The organism is Nocardia sp. NPDC051052, from assembly GCF_044456045.1.
Classification (GTDB): Bacteria; Actinomycetota; Actinomycetes; order Mycobacteriales; family Mycobacteriaceae; genus Nocardia.
Window position 1 is genome coordinate 175,076 of sequence record NZ_JBITFL010000002.1, and the last position, 25,819, is coordinate 200,894.

The 25,819-nt window shown below is 66.9% G+C and carries 1 protein-coding gene; it reads right to left on the minus strand.

From position 1 onward, the window contains the following. Position 1: 1 nt before the first annotated feature. On the minus strand, positions 2 to 25,810 hold the full coding sequence (locus tag ACIBCN_RS05855; RefSeq protein ID WP_396990351.1) for a non-ribosomal peptide synthase/polyketide synthase: 25,809 nt from the start codon (positions 25,808 to 25,810) through the stop codon (positions 2 to 4). Positions 25,811 to 25,819 lie beyond the last annotated feature (9 nt).

Sequence of the window (25,819 nt, forward strand, 5' to 3'; positions counted from 1 at the left end):
GTCACATCGTCGAGTCGCTTTCTCGGAGAAGGGTGTTCAGGAGCGGGCCGATTTCCGCGGCGGCTGTCGGGTTCATCATGCCGGTGTGCCATTCGTCGATCGGGATCTCGTGGATGGCGCCGGTGATGTGCCCCTGCCAGGTTTCGGCGATCTGGTCTCGGTACGGCTCGCGGGTGGCGACGAACAGCACGGCGTCGCCTTCGTAATAGTCCGGTGTGTGCGATACCGGTGCCATGAAGCTTTCGGTCACTCGCTCGACCTGTTGCGGGGTCAGGATGCCTTCGCTGCTGAGGCGCTCGGCGAGTAGCGGGAGCAGCTCGGCGGGGTCGTCGATCTGTTGATCGTCTGGCAGACCGAGGAATTCGCGCCAGCCGCGGAGGAATTCGACCAATGCCCGGTGGGCCCGGACGTCGCCGGGCTTGGTGGCGGGCAGCTGTTCGAGATTCTCCGCGATACCCGTGTCGACGAGGGCGAGAAGTCCGACGGGGTGGCCGAGCTGCTGCAGTCGTGCCGCCATGGCGTGCGCGATCTTTCCGCCGAGCGACCAACCGAGGAGGTGAAAGGTGGTGTCGGGGAATGCTTTCAGGATCTCTTCGACGTAACGCTCGGCGTACGCGTCCACCGATTCGAGGCGGAAACCGTTTTCGACGATGTAGGGATCTTGCAGGCCGTACACGGGTCGATCCGGGTCCAGGTGGCCCGCGAGGGCGCCGTACACCCATGCGAGACCACCGCCTGGATGGACGCAGAACAACGGCGCTTTGCCGCCCGTCGAACGCAGCGGCGACAGCACGCCGAGTGATACACCCATCTCGGATTGCGGCTGCGCCAAGTACCGCGCGAGTGATGCCGGTGTCGAATCGGCGAAGAGCAGCCGATACGGAACGGCCGTCCGGGTGCGGGCACGAAGCTGGGACACCAGCTTCATGGCGACCATCGAGGTTCCGCCCAGCGTGAAGAAGTCGTCGTCGACGCCAACTCGCGCTACTCCCAGCACTTCCGAGAACACCGAGACCACGATTTCCTCGAGCGGTGTCGAGGGCGCCCGATAGGTCGCACGCACCCATTCCGGCGCGGGCAGCGCACGCCGATCGACCTTCCCATGCGCGGTCAGCGGCAACGCGTCGAGCACGGTGACGGTGTCGGGGACCATGAACGACGGCAACCGTTGCGCCACCATCCGGCGGATCGCTGCCCCATCGAGAGTGGACGAGGCGGCGACATATGCGGCCAGTCGCGCACCGACGTCGGAGCCTTGGGTGTGGACGGTAACCACCGCCTGCTGTACCTCGTCCAAACCTGCCAGCGCGGCTTCGATTTCGCCGAGCTCCAGCCGTTGGCCTCGAATCTTGACCTGGAAATCGGCGCGCCCCACGAACATCAACACCGCGTCGTCGCCGCCGGTGGACAGCCACCGCACCAGATCTCCGGTGCGGTACATCCGCGTCCCCGCAGGCCCGAAGGGATCGGCCACGAACGACGTCGCGGACAGCCCCGCTCGATGCAGGTAGCCGCGCGCCACACCGGGACCGGCCGCGTACAGCTCGCCGACCGCGCCCGGCGGTACCGGCCGCAACGACGAATCCAGCACCACCAACCGAACTCCCGGAATCGGACCACCCACCGATACCGGATCACCGACGTCCACCTGGGTGCCGGCCATCCAGATCGTGCACTCGGTCGGCCCGTACAGGTTGTACAGCTTGCGGACACCCGCGGCGTCCGTGCCCGACCACCGCCGCACCAACTCCGGCGGACATGCCTCGGCACCGGTCAGCAGCACCCGCAGGTCGTCGAGCCCGCCGGGATCGACCGAGAGGCCGACCGCGGGCGACAGGAAGCCGTGCGTGACGCGCTCACGGCGCATCAACTCCGCCAACGGTTCTCCGGCGAAGACATCGCTCGGAGCGACGACCAATGCCGCACCGGCCGGTACCGCCATCAGCAGCTCCAACATCGCCGCGTCGAAAGTTCGTGCGGCGACCGCCAATACGCGGGATTCACTATTCGGCTGATAGCGCGACGACTGGGCGACGGCCACGGCTGCCAATCCCGCGTGGGTGACGGCCACGCCCTTCGGCGTACCGGTCGACCCCGAGGTGTAGACGACATAGGCGGTATTGGCCGACCGCACCGTCGCACCTCGGTCGATATCAGTGACCGGCGCGGCGCTGCACCGGGAAAGGTCCAGCCGGTCCAGGTCGATCACCCGAGTTCCGGCAGTGCCCAACTCGGCGGTGTCCGAACCGACGGCTTCCGATCCGATCGTGCCGTCGCCGCTGGTAAGCACAAGGGCAGCAGCACAATCGGTGAGAATGAACCGATTCCGCGCGACCGGATGGGTGGGATCGATGGAGGCGAACGCGGCACCGGTCTTGGCCACAGCCCACACCGCGCGCAACCACGCCGCAGATCGTGGAATCGACACCGCAACTACGGATTCCGGTCCAGCACCCGACTCGATCAGTACTCGCGCACACCGATTGGACCACTCATCCAGATCCCGATACGTCCACTCACACCCGGCGTCGACGACCGCGGGCCGATCCGCGTGCCCGATGGCGGCTCGACCCAGAATTTCGGCCAAGGTGACCCGCTCCGGCCCGTCGCCACCATCACCCCACTGCGACAACGACGTTCGCTCACTCGAATCGAGCACGTCGATGTCACGCAGACCCACCGTGGGATCCACGACCACCGCATCGATGACGCGCTGCAACCGCCGCGTCAACGCGACAATCGTAGCCCGATCGAAAAGATCGAGGGCATAGCTCACCCCGACCGTCAGGCCACCGTCGGTATCAGGACTGTCGGAAACGGTGACGGTGAGATCGAATCGTTCGACCCCGATTCCGAGATCCATTGGTGTGCAACGAATCCCCGGCAATTGCGCACCCGCCGGATCGAAGTCGAGGTTCTGGGAAGCCAGCATCACCTGAAACAGCGGATGATGCGCCTGGGTTCGTGGCGGCTCCACCGCTTCCACCACCCGCTCGAACGGAATATCGGCGTGCGCGAACGCTGCCAGGTCGACCCGGCGGCACTCATCCAGCAGATCGCCGAACGAGGCGGCTTCCTCGACCCGGGTCCGCAACACCAACGTGTTGACGAACATGCCGACCAGCCCGTCCAACGCCGCGGCACCTCGCCCCGCGATCGGCGTACCGACCGCGATATCGCTACTGCCCGACAACCGCGACAGCACCACCGCCAACGCCGCGTGCAGCACCATGAACACCGTCGCGTGCTGTGCGCGCGCGATTCGGCGCAGCCCGGCCGCCGTATCCGCTTCCACCGCAAACGAATACGTGTCACCGCGCTGCGAGGCTACCGCGGGCCGGGGCCGGTCGGCAGGCAACTCCAGCCGATCAGGCAAACCCGCCAACTGGCCCGTCCAGTACCCGATCTGACGCGCCGACACGCTCTCCGGCTCGGTCTCCTCCCCCAAAACCGCACGCTGCCACAGTGTGTAGTCCGCGTACTGCACCGCCAACGGCGCCCACTCCGGACCCTGCCCCGCCCGCCGCGCCGCATACGCCCGCGACAGATCCTGCGCCAACGGCGCCAAGGACCAACCATCCGCCGCGATGTGATGGATGACAAGCACCAGCACATACTCGCCGGAACCGTTGTCCAGCAAGGTAACCCGCAACGGCGGCGCGCTCGACAGATCGAACCCGCGCCGCATCAGCGGCAGCACCACATCCTTGATCTCGCCCGCATCGACGGTCCGCACCTCGACCGTCGCGGCGGCCTCGGCTACCGGCAGGATCCGCTGATACGGACTCCCGTCCCGGTCCGGGAACACCGTGCGCAGGGTTTCGTGGCGCGCCACCAGATCACCGATGGCAGCGATCATCGCCTCGATATCCAGCTCACCGGTCAACCGCAGCACGAGCGGAATGTTGTAGGCCGGCGAGTCCGGTTCGAGGCGGTTGATGAACCACATCCGCCACTGCGCGAACGACAGCGGCAGATATTCGGGTCGCTCGCGGACCACCAACGCCGACCACACCGGGTCTTCGGTCGAGCGTTCGGCGAGCATCCGCGCCAGCCCGGCCGCAGTCGGCGCGTCGAACACATCCCGCACGCCCACCGCGGTGCCTGTCGTCGCGGCCACCCGGGACGCCACCCGCGTGGCCGACAACGAATGCCCGCCGAGTGCGAAGAAATCATCGTCGACCCCGACCGGGTCCACGCCGAGCACCTCGGCGAACACCGAGACCACGATCTCCTCGAACGGCGTCGATGCTGCCCGATACGTCACCAGCACCCGCTCCGGGGCGGGCAACGCACGCCGGTCCACCTTGCCACTCGAGGTCAGCGGCAGGTCCGCCAGCACGGTGACGGTGTCGGGGACCATGAACGACGGCAGTCGTTGCGCGACTGCCCGCCGGACCGAGACGGAGTCGAGCAGGTAACCGGGCGCCGCGGTGACATAGGCGGCCAATCGTATTGTCCCGCTCGGCTCGTCGGTGTGCGTGCTGACCACCGCGTCCCGTACCTCGTCCAGCTGGGCCAACGCGCTTTCGATTTCGCCGAGTTCGAGGCGCTGGGCGCGGATCTTGACCTGACGGTCGGCGCGGCCGGCGAACATCAACGTCCGACGCTCCCCCGCCGGCATCCACCGCACCAGATCGCCCGTGCGATACATCCTCGACCCGGCGGGCCCGAAGGGATCGGCGACAAATGATCCGGCCGTCAACCCCGCCCGATCGAGATATCCGCGCGCCACACCGGGACCGGCGGTATACAACTCCCCCACCACGCCCGCCGGTACCGGACGCAGCCACGCGTCCAGCACCACCACCCGGACTCCTGGAATCGGCCCACCCAACGACACCGGTTCGTCCGACCGCAATTCGGCCGCGGTGACCCAAATCGTGGACTCGCTCGGCCCGTACAGGTTGAACAGCTCACGGACTCCTGCGGCGTCGGTACCCGACCATTGCCGTACCAGCGCAGGCGGACACGCTTCACCGGCGACCATCAGCACCCGCAGCCCGTCCAGCTGCCCGGCAGCCAACGTCGCCGCCACAGCCGGAGTCAAACAGGCATGCGTGACACCCTCGGCATCGATCAACTCCGCCAACGGCGCACCGGCGAAAACGTCACCGGCAGCCACAACCAACGCCGCACCGACTGAAACCACCGACAACAATTCGAACACTGCCGCGTCGAAAGTTCTTGCGGCGACCACCAATACACGCGAATCGACGCTCAGACCGAACAGCTGACACTGAGCCGCCGTAACAGCGGCCAACCCCGCGTTGGTGACAGCGACACCCTTCGGCCGACCGGTCGTCCCTGACGTGTACACGACGTAAGCGGTATTGCTCGACCGCACAGCACCGCGTCGATCACCCTCGGTCACCGGTGCTTCGCTGTATCCGAGCAGATCGAGCCGGTCCGGATCGATCACCGGAATTCCGGCCTCGTTCAACTCCGCCGTGTCCAATCCGGTTGTGTCGGGAACACTTCCAGCATCAGCAAGCACGACCGTCACGGCAACGTCAGTCAGGACGAACCGGTTCCGCTCCCACAGGTGCGTCGGATCGACGGACACGAAGGCGGCACCGGTCTTCGCGACCGCCCATACCGCCCGCACCCAGGCCGTCGAGCGCGGAAGGGCAATCGCCACTACAGTTTCCGGACCGGCCCCGCGCTCGATCAGCATCCGCGCGCATCGATTCGACCAACGATCCAGCTCCCGATAGGTCAGGCGGTCCCGCGTATCGACAACCGCGAGCTGGTCCGGGAAGTGCGCGGCCACGCGGGAAAGCATCTCGTTCAGCGTGCTCGGAGCAGGTCCGGCACCGCCATCACCCCACTCCCGCAACGACTCCCGTTCGCCCGAATCGAGCACATCCAGCTCACGCAGTCCGACAGCGGGATCGGTCACCACAGCGTGCAGGATGCGCTCCAGCCGACGAGCCAGCTGCGCGACGGTCGTTGGATCGAACAGTTCCGTGGCGTAACCGATGGTGACCGGGATGTCACCGTTCGGGTTCGGTATGTCGGCGACGGTGATGGAGAGATCGAATCGTTCGACGCTGGCACCGAGATTCATAGGCGTGACCTGAATCCCCGGCAGTTGCGCGGAGGCCGGGTCCAGGTCGAGATTCTGGAATGCCAGCATCACTTGGAACAGCGGATGATGTGCCTGGGTCCGGGGCAGGTCGATGGCTTCTACCACGCGCTCGAACGGAATGTCCGCGTTGGCAAAGGCATCGAGATCCACCTGTCGAACCTGACCGAGCAAGTCCGTGAACGAACCGGCCTCGTCGATCTGCGTCCGCAACACCAACGTGTTGACGAACATACCGACCAATTCGTCCAAAGCCGCCGCACCTCGCCCTGCGATCGGCGTTCCGACCGCGATGTCCCCGGCGCCGGACAACCAAGACAGCAGCAGCGCGAGCGACGAGTGGAAGACCATGAACACCGTCGCCCCATGGGCATTCGCCAGCTCGCCGATTCTGGCGAACAATCCGGCATCCAGCACGAACGAATAGCTCGCGCCGTCGTGCGAGGCGACCACCGGCCGCGACCGATCGGCGGGCAACTCCAGCCGATCCGGCAGCCCCGCCAAATGCGTTGTCCAATAGGCGAGCTGACGTGTCAAGGTCGATTCCGGATCGGACTCCGCACCCAAAGTCGCACGCTGCCACAGCGTGTAGTCCGCGTACTGGACCGGCAACGGAACCCATTCCGGGGCCTGCCCCGACCGGCGCGCCACGTACGCGGTGGACAAGTCCCGCGCCAGCGGCGCGATCGACCACCCGTCGGCGGCAATGTGATGAATCACCATCACCAGCACGTGCTCACCGGAACCGCTGTCCAGCAACGTGACTCGCATCGGCAGCTCAGTCGACAAGTCGAACCCATGCCGAGTCGACTCGGTGACGGCAGCGTCGAGCTGTGCCGGGTCCACCGACCGCACCTCGACGGTGACCGCGGCCTGGTCGGCGGGGAGCACCCGCTGGAACGGCGTCCCTTGCTCGTCGGGGAAGACCGTGCGCAGACTCTCGTGCCGCGCCACCACATCGTCGATCGCGGCGATCAAGGCATCGCTGTCCAGCGCACCGGTCAACCGCAACACCAACGGAATGGTGTACGACCCCGACGCTCCATGGAATCGGTTGATGAACCACATTCGCAGTTGCGCGAAAGACAACGGCACCCGCTCGGGTCGCTCCCGAACCACCAACGCAGGCTCCGCCGAGTCACCGGCACCGGCCGCCAATACCCGCGCCAACCGCGCGGGAGTCGGCGCCTCGAATACATCACGCACGCCGATACGGACACCCGCTACCGCGGCCACCCGCGACGTCACCCGCATCGCCGACAGCGAATGCCCGCCCAGCGCAAAGAAGTCGTCGTCCGCGCCGACCCGGTCGAGCCCGAGCACATCCGCGAACACGTCCGCCACCAGCTGCTCGGTCGGCGTCGACGGCGCGCGGTAGGCCAGGCTGAGCTGTTCCGGTTCCGGCAGAGCGGCACGATCCACTTTGCCGCTCACGGTGAGCGGCAGCTCGGGCAGCACCGTGCACGCATCGGGCACCATGTGCGCGGGCAGCCGATGCCTGGCGGCGGCCAGCATCCGCTGCGGGTCGAGATCGGCGCCGACGAGATAGCCGATGAGTCGATCGGATGTCGCGTGCCGCACCACGATCGCTCGGGTCACCCCCGGCTGCTCGGCGAGCACCGCCTCGATCTCACCCAGCTCGACCCGCTGCCCACGAACCTTGACCTGGAAGTCGTTGCGTCCCAGGAACTCCAAATCACCCCGCGCGTTCCAGCAGACGAGGTCGCCGGTTCGGTACAGCCGGGAACCGCTGCGACCGAACGGATTCGCCAGGAACGACGCGGCGGTCAGCCCCGGTCGGTTCGAGTAGCCTCGCGCCTGCTGGATGCCACCGAGATACAGCTCACCGCGCACACCGACCGGCACCGGTCGCAGCGACGCGTCCAGGACGACCGCCTCGATGCCGCGGATCGGCCCGCCGAGGGTCACTGGCGCGGCGGGATCCATCGGATCGCTGATTGTGGTGACAATGACCGTCTCGGTCGGCCCGTACGCGATGTACAGCTCCCGCCCCGGCGCCCAAGCCGCCACCAGCTCCGCGGGTACCCGCTCGCCACCGGTCACGAGCACCCGCAGCGACGCCAACCCGGCGGGCGACATGGTCGCCAGCACACTCGTCGTCACGAAGGCATGCGAAACATGCTGCTGCCGAATTATTTCCGCGAGGGACGCACCACCGAAGATCTCCGGTGGTGACACCACCAACGCGGCGCCGTTCGGGTGCGCCATCAGCAGCTCCATCATCACCGCGTCGAAACCCGGGGCCGATACCGCCAATACCCGCGCGCCCGCGTCCACGCCGTAACGCTCGCGCTGCTCGGCAGTGAAGTTCGCCAAGCCCTCATGGCTGACCACAACACCCTTCGGCGTGCCCGTCGACCCGGAGGTATAGATCACGTAAGCGGCGTGTCCCGGCCGGAGCGGGCGAACCCGGACCGCGTCGATCACCGCGGCCGCGGAAAACTCCTCGACGAGCGCGGGCAGATCCGGCCCGTCGAGCAGCACTCGATCGATCGTGCCCGGCACTGAGGCAACCGTGTCGGTCACCGACAAGGCAAGGCGCACCTCGGCATCGGCGATCATGCCGACGACCCGGTCCAGCGGATGACGCGGGTCGACCGGCACGAAGGCCGCGCCGGCCTTGGTCACCGCCCACAATCCGACGAGGAACTCGATACCCCGGGGCATCGCCAGCGCGACCGCGTCGCCCGGTCCGATACCGCGGCTGATCAGCAAGCGCGCCAACCGGTTCGAATAACTGTCCAGCTCACCGAAGCTCAGCGTCACCGCATCCGATATCACCGCAGGCGCGGCCGGATCGAGGGCGGCTCCCGCGACGAGCAGATCCGCCAGCAGTCGTGGCTGCTGCGCCGGGAGGCCGCGGACCGGCACCAGCCGAGCCCGCTCGGCCGCGGACAACATATCGATCGACTTCACCAAGACCGACGAGTCGATGGTCATCGCATCCAGCACCCGCGCGAGCCGATCGGCACCGGCCTGAACCCACTCACGAGCGAATACCTCAGGCTGGTACTGCAATTGCGCTCGGAACGGCTGTCCCTTGACGACGACCAACGCGAGCGGATAGTGCGCGGCATCGTTCGACCGCAGCTCCTCGACGCTCATGCCGTCGATCGCCGCGGCCTGTGCTGCGAGGGCTGCCTCGTCGACGGGATAGGACTCGAACACCACGACGGTGTCGAACATGGCCGAAACATCCAGTGCGGCATGGATATCGGACAGACCGATGTGATGATGCCCCAACAAGGCCGACTGTTCTGCCTGCACTCGGTTCAGCACCGCGGCGATCGGCTCGCCCGGGTGGCAGCGGACCCGCACCGGGATGGTGTTGATGAACAGGCCGACCGCGGTCTCGATGCCGGGCAGCTCCGCGGGCCGTCCGGATACCGTCGCACCGAACACGACATCGTCGCGCCCGGTGAGATACCCCGCGACCATCGCCCACGCCACTTGGAACAGGGTGTTCACCGTGACCCCGGCCGACGACGCCGTAGCGATCAGCCGGTCGGAGAGTCCGTGGTCGAAATCCAGTGCGACAGAGCTCATTCGCGCTGTCGATGCCGCGGACGCGGCGTGCGGCGCCAACAGCGTTGCTTCGGCGCCTTCGAGCGCCTGCCGCCAGACGCCCAGCGAAGCCGCTGGATCCTGTCGGCTCAGCCAGTCGAGGTAGGACCGATACGAACCCACCGGCTCGGCGATCGCGCCGTTCGGCGTCGCGTACACCGCCAGCAGCGTCTGCAGCAGCGACGGCATCGACCAGCCGTCGAACAGCACGTGATGGTACGAGAGCAACAGCGTGAACCGGTCCTCGGACACCGCGACCAACGTGAAACGCATCAGCGGCGCCGTCTCGATGTCGAACGGCTCGGCCTTGTCCCGCTCCATCACCTCCGCCAGCGCGGATTCGGGCTCCGCACGCAGGTCGACCTCGCGCCACGGCAGCACCACGTCATCGGCCACGATCTGCACGCCGTCACCTTCGGCGGTGGTACCGAACGCCACCCGCAGATTCGGATACCGCCGCAGCAGGGCGCCGGCCGCGTGGCGCAGTCGGTCGGCGTCTATCGCGCCGGACAGCGTGATCGCGAGCTGCACCGCGTATACGTCCACCATCGACTCGGCCAGTCGAGCGTGGAACAGGAGACCGGTTTGCAACGGCGACAACGGCCATACGTCGACCAGGCTCGGGTAGCGCGCCTCCCATGTCGCGATATCGGACTGTGTCGCCCGCACCAGCGGAAAGTCGGAGGGAGTATGCCCCCCGGCACGCGGCTGGCGCAGCCGGGCGACGACGGCGTGCAGTGCGTCGACCCACCACCGGGCCAACTCATCGACCTCCGCCTCGTCGAGCACGGCTTCGAGGTAGCCGAAGGTGGCCGACAAGCGCCCATCGGTGACCACCGCCGTGATGTCGACGACCGCCGTCGCCAGGACGTGCAGGTCCTCGTCGGTTATCGGTGCGCCGAGTTCGTCGGTAACGGCGAACTCGGAAGTGGTTGTGCCGCTCGATGATCGGTTCGTCGACAGTTGGCCGAGATAGTTGAAGGCGACCTGCGCGGGGGGCGCGGTGGGCAAGGCCTGCGCCGTCTCCGGGTTGAGGTAGCGCAACAGTCCATAGCCGATGCCGTGGTCCGGGATCGCGCGCAGCTCCTCTTTCGTACTCTTCACCGCCGTCTCGATCGCCGGCCCACCGGCGTAGGCGTCATCGAGATCGATTTCCGCCAAGGGGATCCGAACCGGATACACCGTCGTGAACCAACCGACCGTCGCGGTCAGGTCCGCACCCGCGAGGATCTGTGCTTCACGCCCGTGCGCCTCCAACCGCAGCAGTGTCGACGACTCCCGCACGCCGCGACCGGTCCGCCAGCGCTGTACGGCCACGGCCAGCGCGGCTACCAGCGCGTCTTGTACGTCACCGTGGAAAGCCGCGGGCACCCGAGTCAGCAATGCCTCGGTGATCTCCGGCGAAACCTGGACGCGCCGTGTGCGTATCGTGCCTGCATCGCGAGCGGGGTCGACGGTTCGCGCCCCGAGTAACGGGTCCGGCCCTTCGACGATCCGTTGCCACAGCGGCAGTTCCGCCACCCGACGCGGTGACCGTGCCTCCTCGATCATGCCGTAGGCCCAGCGCCGCATCGACGTACCCGTCGATGGCATCGACACGGCGTCGTCGGCGCGATACTGCTGCCACGCCGACATCAGATCGGGCAGCATGATTCGCCACGAAACTCCGTCTACCACAAGGTGATGCGCGAGGACGATGAGCTGCCCCGCTCGCGCCGGGTCAGTGGGCACAATCCAGAGCATTTGCAGCACAACGCCGTTGGCCGGATCCAGTCGATTCAGCGCGGCATCGACCTCCGCTGTCACGAGATGGTGGCGGCCTTCGGGATCGACGTCCGGCGCGATCACGATCGGACGCACCAACGACTCGACGTCTACCGTCCCGCTCGGCCGCGTCTCGAGCTGCCAGTCTCGGCCGTCGTGCCACAGCCGAGCCCGCAGCATGTCGTGCCGGTCGATCAACGCTGTCATGATCGCCGTCAAGCCCGCGCGGTCCAATCCGACCGGCGCCGTAAGCACCAGGGTCTGATTCAACCGCCGGAACTCGCCCTGCTCCACCATCCACCGAGCGATCGGTGTCAGCGGCAGCGCGCCCACGCCACCGCCGGGCAACTCTGCCAAAACCGTTGCCTGCTCCACCGATTCGGCCACCCGCGCCAGCCCGGCCACCGTCCGCGCCTCGAACACCTGCCGCGGCGTGAACACCACACCGCGGTCCTTCGCTCGGGCCACCAGCTGGATCGACACGATGCTGTCGCCGCCCAAGGCGAAGAAGTCGTCGTCGGCCCCCACCTGGTCGAGCCCGAGGACCTGGGCGAATACCTCGGCGACGACTTGCTCGGTGGCGGTGGCGGGGGTCCGGTACGTCGTGGTCGCCCACTCCGGTTCCGGCAGCGCTCGCCGGTCCACTTTCCCGCTCGTGGTCAGCGGCAGTTCGTCCAGGACAGTGACGGTGTCGGGGACCATGTACGACGGCAGTCGCCGCGCCGCGGCCGCCCGGATGGCGACCGGATCAGGGCGCTGGCCAGGAGCCGGGGTGAGGTAGGCGGCCAGTCGCGCGGTCGCACCGTCGGTGACGGGGATGACGACGGCGCGCAGCACTTCGTCGAGTTCGGCCAGTACGGTTTCGATTTCGCCGAGTTCCAGGCGTTGGCCGCGAATCTTGATCTGGGAATCGGCGCGGCCGACGACGATCAATGCCGCGCTCCCGGCGCCATCCGGCAGCCAGCGCACCAGATCTCCGGTGCGGTACATGCGGGATCCGGCAGGCCCGAACGGATCGGCTACGAACGCCACCGAGGTCGTGCCGACGCGGTTGAGGTATCCGCGTGCTACGCCGGGACCGGCTACGTACAGCTCGCCGACCACACCTGGCGGCACCACATTCAGCCAGGCATCCAATACCAGTGAACGGATACCGGGAATCGGCTTGCCTATCGACACCGGTGCTTCGGCAACCAGTTTCGCGCCGGTCACCCAGATCGTGGCCTCGCTGGGCCCGTACAGGTTGTGCACTGTCCGGACGTCGCCGCCCGACCATTGCTGAACCAGCGCGGGCGGACACGCTTCGCCGACCGCCATGAGCACGCGCAAACCATCAAGCTGCCGCGCGTCGAGCGTGGCCGCGACGGCCGGAGTCAAAGACGCATGTGTCACATCCTCGGCACGCATCAACTCCGTCAACGGTGGACCGGCGAAAACATCACTGGGAGCGACGATCAGCGCGGCACCGACGGGCACGGCGAGCAGCAGCTCGAAGATCGCCGCATCGAAAGTGCGTGCGGCGACGGCCAATACCCGCGACTCGGTGGTCGTCCGAAGGTCTTGGTGCTGTGCCGTGGCGATCGCGGCGAGCCCGGCATGGGTGAGTGCCACGCCTTTCGGTGTGCCGGTGGACCCCGAGGTGTAGACGATGTACGCGGCATTGTCCGGCCGGATCGGGCCGAGCCGATCACCGTCCTCGATCGGGGCGGCGTTCCATGCGGACAGGTCGAACCCGTCGAGATCGCACACGACGATCCCGGGCACTTCCCATTTCCCGGCTGTTTCCTTACCGACGGTGAGCAGCATGGCAGCAGCGCAATCGGCGAGGATGCCGCGATTGCGCTCCAGCGGCTGTGCCGGATCGATGGAGACGAAGGCGGCCCCGGCCTTCGCGACCGCCCACACCGCGCCCATCCAAGCCACCGACCGGGGAATCGCAATCGCGACAACGGTTTCCGTGCCGATCCGCTGCTCGATCAGCGCCCGCGCGCACCGATTCGACCACTCGTCGAGATCCCGATACGTCCACTCCTGCCCCGCGTCCACGACCGCGGGCCGCGCCGCGAATTCCGCTGCGGCGCCGGCGAGCATCTCGGGCAGCAGCTGCGGCTCCGGGCCCGCGCCGCCATCGCCCCACTGGCGCAACACCATTCGCTCGTCCGGCGTGAGCAGATCCAGCGCACGCAAGCTCATCGCCGGATCTGCCACCACCGCACGCACAGTGCGCTGCAGGCGGCGAGCGAACGCGACGATCGTCGATCGATCGAACAGGTCCAGCGCGAAGCTAAGGGTGATCGGTACATCAGCGGTAATGCCGTCCGGAATGTCGGCGACGGTAATGGTGAGATCGAATCGTTCGACCCCGATATCCAGACTCTGCAACGGCTCGACCTCGAGCCCTGCCAGCTGCGCCAACGCCGGGTCCAGGTCGAGATTCTGGAAGGCCAGCATCACCTGGAACAACGGATGATGCGCCTGGCTGCGGGGTGGGTCGATGGCCTCGACGACTCGTTCGAAGGGAATGTCGGCGTGCGCGAACGCGGCCAAGTCCACCCGGCGGCACTGATCGAGCAGGTCGGTGAACGAACCGCCGGCGTCGACCCGGGTTCGCAACACGAGGGTGTTGACGAACATGCCGATCACCCCGTCCAACGCCGACGCGCCGCGACCCGCGATCGGCGTACCCACCGCGATATCGGCGCTGCCCGACAATCGCGACAGCAGCACCGCCACCGCCGCGTGTACCACCATGAACACCGTCACCTGATGGGTTCGCGCCACCGCGCCCAACCCGGCCGCCGTCGCGGCATCCAGGGTGAACGAATATGTGCCGCCACGCTGCGAGGCGACCACCGGCCGCGGCCGATCGGCAGGCAACTCCAATCGATCCGGCAATCCCACCAAATGCTCTGTCCAATACGTGATCTGACGCGCGGCAAGGCTCTCCGGATCGGATTCCGTGCCGAGCACCTCGCGCTGCCACAACGTGTAGTCGGCGTATTGCACGGGCAATGGCACCCACTGCGGCGTCTGCCCCGCCCGACGGGCGGTGTAGGCCAGCGACAGATCACGCACCAACGGTGCTATCGACCACCCGTCGGCGACAATGTGATGCAGCACCACGACCAGCAGATGGTCATCGGATCCACTGCGCAGCACCGTAACTCGCCACGGCGGCCGCGCGGACACGTCGAATCCCTGCCGCACGATACTGGTAACCCGGTGGGGGAGCTCGGTCGAGTCGGCAGTCTCCAGCGCGACCGTCGCCGCACCATCGATCGGCACGATCCGCTGGCACGGTATCCCCTTCTCGTCGGGAAATATCGTGCGCAGGCTCTCGTGCCGTGCCACCACATCACCGATCGCTGCGGACAACGCCGCCGCATCCAGTTGCCCGCGCAAACGCAGCACCATGGCGATGTTGTACGCGGGTGAGTCCGGTTCGAATCGGTTGATGAACCACATACGAGACTGCGCGAACGACAACGGGATTCGGTCCGGCCGGGCGCGCGGTGCCAACACCACGCCCGGCTGCGCGACGGTCTCGGTGGACCGCACGGCCAACACTCCGGCCAATCGGGCGGCGGTGGGTGCGTCGAACACGTCGCGCACTTCGACCGCGATGCCCGTGGCCGTCGCCACGCGTGACGCCACCCGCGTCGCCGACAGGGAATGCCCGCCCAACTCGAAGAAATTGTCGTCGGCACCGACCCGGTCGACGCCCAGTACTTCCGCGAAGACCGAGACGACGATCTCTTCCAACGGTGTCGACGGAGCCCGATAGGTCGAGGTGATCAGCTGCGGGGCAGGCAGGGCGCGACGGTCTACCTTGCCGTTGGGCATCAGCGGCAGCTCGTCGAGGATGACTATGGCGGCCGGAATCATGAACTCCGGCAACCGATCTGCCGTGAACTGCCGGATCTCGGCGACCAGGTCGGCAATACCGGGATCGTTCACGTAGGCGCCCAGCGAACCCGCGCTCAGATAGATATCGTCGAACACCGTGGTCTCGTCGGCGTCGCGGACGAGGACCGCGTCCATCCGGCCTGCCTGCGGCGCCCAGGTGACAGCGACAGTAAAGCCCAATTCCGCACCGACCGCCCGGATCTCGTGCGGCAGCGCCGTCGTTGTGGTGCCGCCCAGGTCGAGATCGGCCACCCGCACGTGCTCGGGAGCGGCATCGACACTTCGGGTGGCCGTAACGTCCCGAATCGTTCCGGCCTGCGGTATTCCGATGATTCGCAGGCTGTCGGGCCGTTCGGCGACCAGCTGCGTGCGCAGTCCTCGCAGGTCACCGAATTCGGACCAGGGACGCTGTGGCAGTCCGGCAAGCGACCGAACCCGCGCGGGGGCCTTGTGCAGGACCACGTCGTAGCGATATCGAGTCAACTCGTTGTCGACCGGCGCGTACTTCAACTCGATAGCCACCGCTGCCACGCCGGAGACCTTGTCCCGCAACGCGAGGAAGAACTCGGGGGCGATCAGCAATTCCTGTTCGGCCGTCAGCGCGCGCCGCGCGCGCTCCCGTACCGCCGCTACGGTGTCCGCGTCCCCGCCGCCGAGCAGCTGCGTGCCGATCGCGAACTCCCGCAGCAAGGTCAGGTTGCGGACGTCGCCGATGAACATGGCACCGCCGGGCAGCAACAGCCCCACTGCCTTGTCGATCACGTCCATCAGGTAGGCGGCGTTCGGGAAGTACTGTGCGACCGAGTTCAGCACCACCACATCGAATCGGTCCGGCGGCAGGCCTGAGATGTCGTCGGCGGACTGCACTCGCAGACGCACCCGATCCGCCCAGTCCACCGCCGATTCGTTCAGCCGCGATCGGAGATTCGCGATGGTCGCTTCGGAGAAATCGGTGCACCAGTACTCGACGCACTGCGCTGCCAGTCGCGACATCAGCAATCCCGATCCGACACCGATTTCCAGTACCCGCGCGGGCCGCAGAGCGAGAACCCGTTCGACGACCGCGTCCCGCCACTCCCGCATCTGTGCGACGGGAATCGGCTCTCCGGTGTAACTACTGTTCCAGCCGCCGAAATCGGCGTCCAATGCCATCGGCTCGGCGAATTCACGGCCGTCGCCGAGGTAGCTTTCCTTGCCCGCGTACAGGTTGTCGTAGACCTGTCGCCAATGGCCGACCAGCTCGGCCGCCCGGTCGCTGTCGGCGACGACCGTCGTTTCGCGGTCGCGAACGACGTAGGCGACCAACTGCTTGTCGATCACAGCGGTCGTGTCGGCGGCGGCGAGAGCGCGGGCGACGACCACCGCGCGCGACACCGCCGGATGCGCCACCAATGCCGCCTCGACCTCGCCGGGCTCGATCCGATATCCGCGCACCTTGACCTGATCGTCGGCCCGGCCCGCGAATTCGAGGACGCCGCCGCGGGTCCACCGCACCACGTCGCCGGTCCGGTACATCCGCTCGGCCTCGCCGAAGGGGCACGCCACGAACCGCTGTGCGGTCAACCCGAGCCGCCCGGCGTAACCCCGCGCCAATTGCGTTCCGGCTACATACAATTCGCCCGCCACGCCCACCGGAACCGGGCGCAACCGCGAATCCAGCACGAACACCCGCACATTCGCCACCGGAGTGCCGATCGATACCCGTTCATCGGCAGACCACTGGTGTGAACCGAGGATCTCTTGGGTCGACACGCAGACCGTGTTCTCGGTCGGCCCATAGGCATTGGCGACGTCGACGCCCGGCCAGCGATCCCGGAATCGCGATACCGCGGCCGAGCTCAGGGCGTCGCCACCGGTGACGACCTGACGCACCGGTGCGGCGTCCAGCTCGGCACCCGCGGTCGCGAGCAGTTCGAAGAGCGCGGTGGCCACGAACATTGTCGTGACGCGATGACGGGCTATCGTGCGCATCAGCGCGGAAAGGTCGAGTCGATCGGGTGGCGCGAGGACGAGGGTCGACCCTGCCAGCAACGCGGGCCACAACTCATACGCCGACGCATCGAACGCCATCGACGAATGCAACAACACCCGCTCACCCGGACCACCAGGCCACCCATACACCGCCATATTCACCACCCCGCGATGCTCGACCACCACACCCTTCGGACGCCCCGTCGAACCCGACGTATAAATCACATACGCCGCATCAGCAGGCGACAACACCGGCAAACCGTCACCGAACGGCTCACCACCGCCCAATGATTCATCCCCACCACAATCAACGTCATCCAGGCACAATGACGCTCGCCGACCCAACGGCAGCTCCGCTTTCGCAGAAACCGTCGTCAGCACAAGCAACGGATCCGCGTCATCGAGAATGAACTCGATACGACCAGCCGGATACTCCGGATCAATCGGCAAATACGCACCACCAGCCACCACAACCGCCAACACCGCGGTCACCAAATCCACCGACCGCGGCAACGCCACCGCCACCACCGAACCCCGCACCACACCCCGACCCACCAACACCCGCGCCAAAACATCCACCCGCACAGCCAATTCGCGATAGGTGAGGTCGCCGTCGGCATGTGCGACAGCGACTGCGTCCGGTGTGGCCGCTACCTGTCGATCGAACAGGCGCGCAACGGAGGTCGCCTCCGGCAGCGGCGCCGCGGTGTCGTTCCAGGTCCGCAGCAACCGACCGCGTTCATCGGGCGCGAGAATATCTATCTGACCGAGGCGGATTTCTGGGTCTGTGGTGACAGCGCCCAGCAGCCGCAGGTAACGCGCGGCGAGGTCCATCACGGTATCGCGATCGAACAGGTCGGTAGCGTATTCGATCCGGCCCGACAGTGCGGGGGCAGCGTTGTCAGCAGGATTCACCCGTTCGACCACATCGACGTGCAGGTCGAATTTTGCGGTGCCGGTAATCGCCGGAATTATCTCGACATCCAGCTCCGGCAGCTGCAGATCGGGCAACAGGTTGTTCTGCAAGGCGAACGACACCTGAAACAGCGAGTGGTACGCGGGAGAACGCGCCGGTTGCAGCAACTCCACCAGCCGCTCGAAGGGCGCGTCCTGATTCTCGTAGGCGGTCAGGGCCTTTCTGCGGACCTGATCGAGCACCTGCTCGAAACGCGGGTTGCCGGAAAGATCCACCCGCAACACCCACGTATTGACGAAGAAACCGATCAAGTCGTGCGTCGCCTCTTGGTTACGCCCCGCGACGGGACCGCCGATGCAGATGTCCTCGCCCGCGCCGACCTGCGACAACAACACCGCAAGCGTCGACTGCAACAGCATCGACACCGTCACCTGGCGATCGTGTGCGAGGCGGTACAGCGTCTCGCACAGCGCAGGCTCGAAGACGAACTCGATCACGTCGCCGCGATTGCTGGCGATCGGCGGGCGCGGGCGGTCCGTCGGTAGCGTTATCGGCTGCGGGGTGTCCGCCAGTTCGGTTGCCCAATAACGAAATTGAGTCGCCAATACACTGCTCGGATCGGACTCCGCGCCCAACGTCGCACGCTGCCACAGCGTGAAGTCGGCGTATTGCACCGGCAATGGCGCCCACTGCGGTGCCTGCCCCTGTCGACGCGCGGTGTACGCGGCAGAAAGGTCCCGCACGAACGGCGCGATCGACCAACCGTCCGCGGCGATGTGATGCAGCACCAATACCACGATGTGGTCATTGAACCCGGTGCGCAACAACGTGACTCGCAACGGTGTCGCCGACGAGACATCGAATCCGCGCCGCACCAGACCGGCCAGGGTCGGCTCGAGCTCACCGGGATCGACCGTACTCGTCTCGATCCTCGGCGCGGCCAGGTCGACCGACAGGATCTGCTGGAACGCCACCCCGTCCTCATCCGGGAACACGGTGCGCAGGCTCTCGTGCCGCGCCACCACATCCGTCAACGCCGCGGACAACGCCTCCGGATCCAACGGCCCGCGCAACCGCAACACCATCGGAATGTTGTACGCCGGTGAGTCCAGTTCGAATCGATTGATGAACCACAGCCGGGATTGGGCGAACGACAACGGCATCCGCTCGGGACGCTCTCGCACCTCCAACGCCGGTCGTGCCGGGTCGAGGTCGGCTCGGCGTTCGGCAAGCGCCTGCGCCAGCCGGGCGGGAGTGGGGGCCTCGAACACATCCCGCACGCCCACCTCGATACCGAGCACCGCGGTCATCCGCGAGACCACCCGCATCGCGGACAACGAATGTCCGCCCAGCGCAAAGAAATCGGCGTCGACCCCGACGCGCTCCATCCCGAGCACCTCGGCGAACACGGTGACGACGATCTCCTCGGCCGGCGTCAACGCGGCGTGATGGTCCGCGACGGCGAAGGTCGGCGCGGGCAACGCGCGACGATCCACCTTGCCGTTAGGTGTCAACGGAAGGCTGTCGAGTACGACGATCGCCGACGGGACCATGTACTCCGGCAGCCGATCCGCGACGAAGCGCCGAATATCGTCGGCGCGAAAGGCCTCTTGCCGCAGCGCATCCGCTCGATCGAGCACGACGTACCCGATCAGCCGCTTGTCCATGACGCTCATCGAATCCACGGAATCGATCTCACGCGCGATCACTACTGACTGCGACACCAACGGGTGTGCGGTCAACGCCATCTCGATTTCACCGGGCTCGATCCGGTACCCGCGCACCTTCACCTGTTCGTCGGCGCGAGTGACGAATTCGAGCACACCGGCGCGGGTCCACCGGACCACGTCACCGGTTCGGTACATGCGCTCACCGGCGCCGAACGGACAGGCCGAGAAGCGCGCCGCGGTCAGGCCCGGTCGACGCCGATACCCACGCGCCAGTTGTACTCCGGCCACATACAATTCGCCCGCGACGCCCACCGGCACCGGCCGCAACCGCGAATCCAGCACGTATACCCGCATATTCCCCACGGGCGCGCCTATCGGCACGCTGGCCCCACTCGCCCACTCCGGCGAATCGGGGATCTCATAGGTCGATACGCACACCGTATTCTCGGTCGGCCCATAGGCATTGACCACACCGATCCCCGGCCACCTGTCACGGAAACGCGCGACCGCGACCGGACGCAACGCGTCACCCGCGGTGACGACTCGACATACCGAGTCGAGCGCCAGTTCCGGACCTGAGCTCGCCACTATCTCGAACAGCGGGGTCGTCACGTACAACGCGGTGACACGATGCCGGGATATGGCCCGGTTCAGCTCCGCGATATCCGCTCGGCCAGGCGGTGCGAGGACGAGGGTCGACCCTGCCAGCAACGCGGGCCACAACTCATACGCCGACGCATCGAACGCCATCGACGAATGCAACAACACCCGCTCACCCGGACCACCAGGCCACCCATACACCGCCATATTCACCACCCCGCGATGCTCGACCACCACACCCTTCGGACGCCCCGTCGAACCCGACGTATAAATCACATACGCCGCATCAGCAGGCGACAACACCGGCAAACCGACCGACTCATCCTCGAGATCCACAACATCCAGGCACAACGACGCCCGTCCACCCAACGGCAAACCCGCACCCACAGAGGCCGTCGTCAACAGCAACAACGGATCAGCATCACCCACAATGAACTCGATACGGCTGGCCGGATACTCCGGATCAACCGGCAAATACGCACCACCAGCCACCACAACCGCCAACACCGCGGTCACCAAATCCACCGACCGCGGCAACGCCACCGCCACCACCGAACCCCGCACCACACCCCGACCCACCAACACCCGCGCCAAAACATCCACCCGCACAGCCAATTCCGCGTAGGTCAGCGCCTCGTCGCCGAACCGCAGCGCGACCGCGGTCGGTGCCGATTCGACGCGCGCGCGGAACGCCGTCACGATCGTGGACTCCGACACCGTGCTCTCGGACCGCGAGTTCCACTGCGTCAGAAGCTGTTTGCGTTCGTAATCGGCCAAGAGACCGATATCGGCAATCGGTTCCGACGGGTCAGCGCTCACCGCGCGCAGCACCCTGAGGTAGCGGTCGGCGATACCGGTCACCGTGGCACGATCGAACAGGTCGGTGGCGTATTCGATCCGGCCGATCAGCACTGCGGGAGTTGCTGCGCTGCCCGGGATTTCGAGCAGGTCGAAATGCAGGTCGACCTTGGCGCTTCCGGTGGAGAAAGAAAGGAATTCGGCAACCAGGTCGGGCAGTTCGAGTGCGGGCAGGCCATCGTTCTGCATCTCGAGCGATACCTGGAACAGCGGGTTGTAGGCCGTCGACCTGGCTGGATTGATCAGTTCCACCAGCCGCTCGAAAGGCGCGTCCTGATTCTCGTAGGCGGTCAACGCCTTACGACGGACCTGGTCGAGCACCTCCTCGAAACGAGGGTTACCGGACAGATCCACCCGCAACACCCACGTATTGACGAAAAACCCGACCAACTCCCGCAGCGTCTCCTCGGTACGCCCGGCAACCGGACCGCCGATCGAGACATCCGCTCCGGCACCGAGCCGCGACAACAGCACCGCGAGCGCCGCCTGCAACACCATCGACGCGCTGACCCTGCGCTCACGAGCGAGCCGAGACAGCGCCTCGCGCAGCGGTGCGTCGACGATGAATTCGACGACGTCACCGCGGTTGCTCACCACCGGCGGGCGCGGCCGATCGGTCGGCAACGCTACCGGTTGCGGCGCGTCGGCCAATTCTCCTTCCCAGTAACGGTATTGCGCCGCGAGCGCACTCTCAGCGGCGGACTCCGAATCCAGGAGTTCGCGTTGCCACAATGCGTAATCCGGGTATTGCACCGGCAGCGGGCTCCAACCCGGCTCTTGTCCCGCCCGCCGTGCCGCATAGGCCGTCGACAGGTCTCGCAGCAACGGCGCCATCGACAAGCCGTCCGCGGCGATGTGATGCACTACCAACACCATGACATGCTCGGACTCTCCGCACCGAAACACGGTGGCGCGCAGCGGCATATCGACCCGTAGGTCGAATCCGCGTCGAACCCGCTGCGCGACCGCATCGGTCAACCCGCCCGGATCGACCGCGGTCACCTCGAGCACCGGAGCGCTCGCCACCACCTCCTGACATGGCACCCCGTCCAGCTCGGGATAGCGGGTCCGCAGCGCTTCATGGCGCTCGACCACCGCACCGAGCGCCGCGGTCAATGCCTCGGTATCCAGCGAGCCGACCAGACGGAATACCAACGGGATGTTGTAGGTCGGCGATGCGGGCTCGAACCGGTTGATGAACCACATGCGTAACTGAGCGAACGACAACGGAATTCGCGCCGGCCGCGGGGCTGCAACCAGCTTCAACCGCACCGGACCGGTCTCGCGTACGGTGAGCACCCGAGCCATTGCGGCGGCAGTGGGCGCGTCGAAGATGTCCCGCACGCCAACCGCACGGCCGGTCACCTCCGCCAGTCGCGCCGCGACCCGGGTCGCCGAGATCGAATGCCCGCCGCGCGCGAAGAAATCGTCGTCGACACCGACGCGGTCCACCCCGAGCGCCTCCGCGAATGCGGTGGCGACAATCTCCTCGAAGGGTGACGATGGCGCACGGTAAGTCGCGGCCAGTCGCCGCGGCGTCGGCAACGCGCGGCGATCCACCTTTCCGCTCGAGGTCATCGGCAGTGCGTCGAGAACCGTGATGGTCTCGGGAACCATGTATGGCGGCAGCCGTCGCGCCAGCGCCTGCCGGACCGTGCCGACATCGATGGCCCGTCCCGGTGTCGCGGTGAGATAGGCCGCCACCCACGCTGTTTCGGTATCGCCCACCTGTCCGCCGACGGTGGTGACGATGGCGTGCCGCACCTCGTCCAGACCGGTCAGCGCGGCCTCGATCTCGCCGAGTTCGAGGCGCTGGCCGCGAATCTTGATCTGGGCGTCGGCGCGGCCGACGAAAATCAGTGCCGCGCCGTCGGTACCGCTCAGCTCCCAGCGCACCACGTCTCCGGTGCGGTACATCCGCGCACCCGCCGGACCGTACGGGTCGGCCACGAACGCTGCCGCGCTCAACGCGATCCGGCCGAGGTAACCGCGGGCCACGCCGGGACCGGCCACATACAACTCCCCCGCCACCCCGGGTGGCGTCGGCCGCAGCCACGCGTCCAGCACCGCAAGCCGGACTCCCGGTATCGGCGCGCCCAGCGACACCGCGTCGCCTGGACGCAGCGCCGCGCTGGTGACCCAGATCGTGGTCTCGCTCGGGCCGTACAGGTTGTACAACAGGCGATCACCGGCGGCGTCGCTCCCCGACCATTGCCGCGCCAACGCGGGCGGGCACGCGTCGCCTGCCACCATGAGTACACGCAAATCATCGAGTTGCGTCGCATCGAGCGTGGCCGCGACGGCCGGAGTCAAACACGCATGTGTCACACCCTCGGCACGCAGCAACTCCGACAGCGGCGCACCGGCGAAAACATCACTGGGAGCGACGATCAGCGCCGCACCGACCGGTACCACCGACAACAGCTCGAACACTGCCGCGTCGAAAGTGCGGGCGGCAACGGCCAATACCCGAGAGTCACTGTCGAGCCGATACTGTCGGCCGAGGGTGTCCGAGACTCCGGTCAGTCCCGCATGGGTGACCGCAACACCTTTCGGCGTGCCTGTCGAACCCGAGGTGTACACGATGTAGGCGGTGTTGCCGATCCGCACCGCACCGCGTCGCTCCGCCTGCGCGATCGGGGCAGCGCTGCACTCACCCAGGTCGAGCCGGTCGATATCGACCACCCGGACCCCGTCTGATCCGATTGTCTCCGAAACAGTTTCGCCGCAGGTGAGCAGGATCGCCGCCGGGCAATCGGCGAGGATGAACCGGTTTCGTTCGACCGGATGGGCGGGATCCACGGCCACGAACGCGGCGCCGGTCTTGGCGATCGCCCATACCGCACGCACCCATGCCGCCGAGCGCGGAATCGCCACCGCCACCGTGGTTTCCGGCCCGGCACCGCAGTCGATCAATGTTCGCGCGCACCGATTCGACCACTCATCCAGCTCTCGGTACGTCCACGTGTGCCCGGCGTCGCGCAGTGCGAGTCGATCCGCGTGCGCCGCCGCGGCCCGAGACAGCATGTCGGGCAACGTGACCTGCGCGGGCCCCGAACCACCGGCACCCGACTCCCGCAGCAACCGCTGCTCGTCGGGCTCGAGCAATTCCACGGAGCGCACCGAGATCCCGGTGTCCGTGATCACGCTTCGCAAGAAGCTGTCGAGGAACCGTGCGAACCGCCGGTGGTGGTAGGCGACCTGGTCGGATGTGTACGCGCTGGGGTTGGCAAAGAAATCGACCCGGGTGCTCTCGCCGCCGACGGCCGGATAGACGTTCACCGAAAGGTCCGGCACCAAACCCGGGGTCAATACCCGCAACTGGCCGGTGATGTCGCCGAGGACGATCTTCGTATCGAGGATCATCAGGTCGATCATCGGCCCCGCCGCCTGCGGAAGATGGCGGGCGGCCACCGAGTCCGCGTCTTCGAGCATGTCCTCGTGCCGGTAGCGTTGTGCGCGAAGGACATCCATCAGCGTGCGCTGTGTCGCCGCGAGGAGCGACCCGAGGGTGCGGTCAGGGGTGACGGTGATTCGGAACGGCACAATGTTGGCGGTCATCCCGCCGGAGCGGCTCATCGCCGCCGTCACCCGCGCGGACACCGGCAAGCTCAGCACCACATCGTCGGAGCCGGTCATCCGCGCCAGGTACAAACCGAACGCGGCGAGGATGAATACGGCCGGTCCGACCGATCGGGTCGTGACGGCGGTACGGAGCGCGGTGTCGGTTTCGGTGGACAGCACAGCGCTCACCGAGAGGGGGTGCTCTTCGGCGAGCGCGACCCGATCGGTAAGGGTCACCGGCTCGGGGAGCTCTGCCACATACTTCGACCAGAACACCCGATCGTCGTCGAAGCGTTGCGAGGCACGATACTGCTCGTCCGCGGCGACGATCTCGCCGAGCGATCGAATCGCTTGTCCCCCAGGCTCCTTGTTGTCCAGCGCAGCCGTGTAGAGCAGCGCGCTTCGGGTGAGGATGTTCAGTGCGGCGATTCCGTCCAGCACGATGTGATGGGCACGCAAGTACCAGAACCACCGGCGCTCGGCGACCCGCACTATCGCGCCCAGCACCACCAGGCCCTGCGGCAGATCGATGGGTGCGCGGTAGTCGCCGTGCATCCAGTCCAGCGCCGCGGCAACAGGATCGGGCGCTGAGGTGCAATCCAGGTGCCGCACCGAGCTATTGGCGGTGTCGTCCACCACCTGCCGCGGCTGTCCGTCCACCTCGACCACCCGCACGCGACTGACCTCGAACTCGTCGAGCGCCCGCGCGAACGACGCGGTCAGCAGCGCGGTGTCGAGTTCACCGGCGAGCTCTACATACAACGCGTTCGACACCGGCGTGGCGCCGGCCAACTGCTGCAGCAACCGAATCGCCCGCTGTGCCGCGGTCAGCGGATAGGAGGGCGGGTGGCCGTCACGGGCATGCAGGGGTGAACGTTGGTCGGGCATCCCGCCTCC

Bases quoted from the DNA above. Each gene is read 5' to 3' on its own strand.
- ACIBCN_RS05855 (WP_396990351.1), bottom strand. From the start codon at position 25,810: ATGCCCGACCAACGTTCACCCCTGCATGCCCGTGACGGCCACCCGCCC.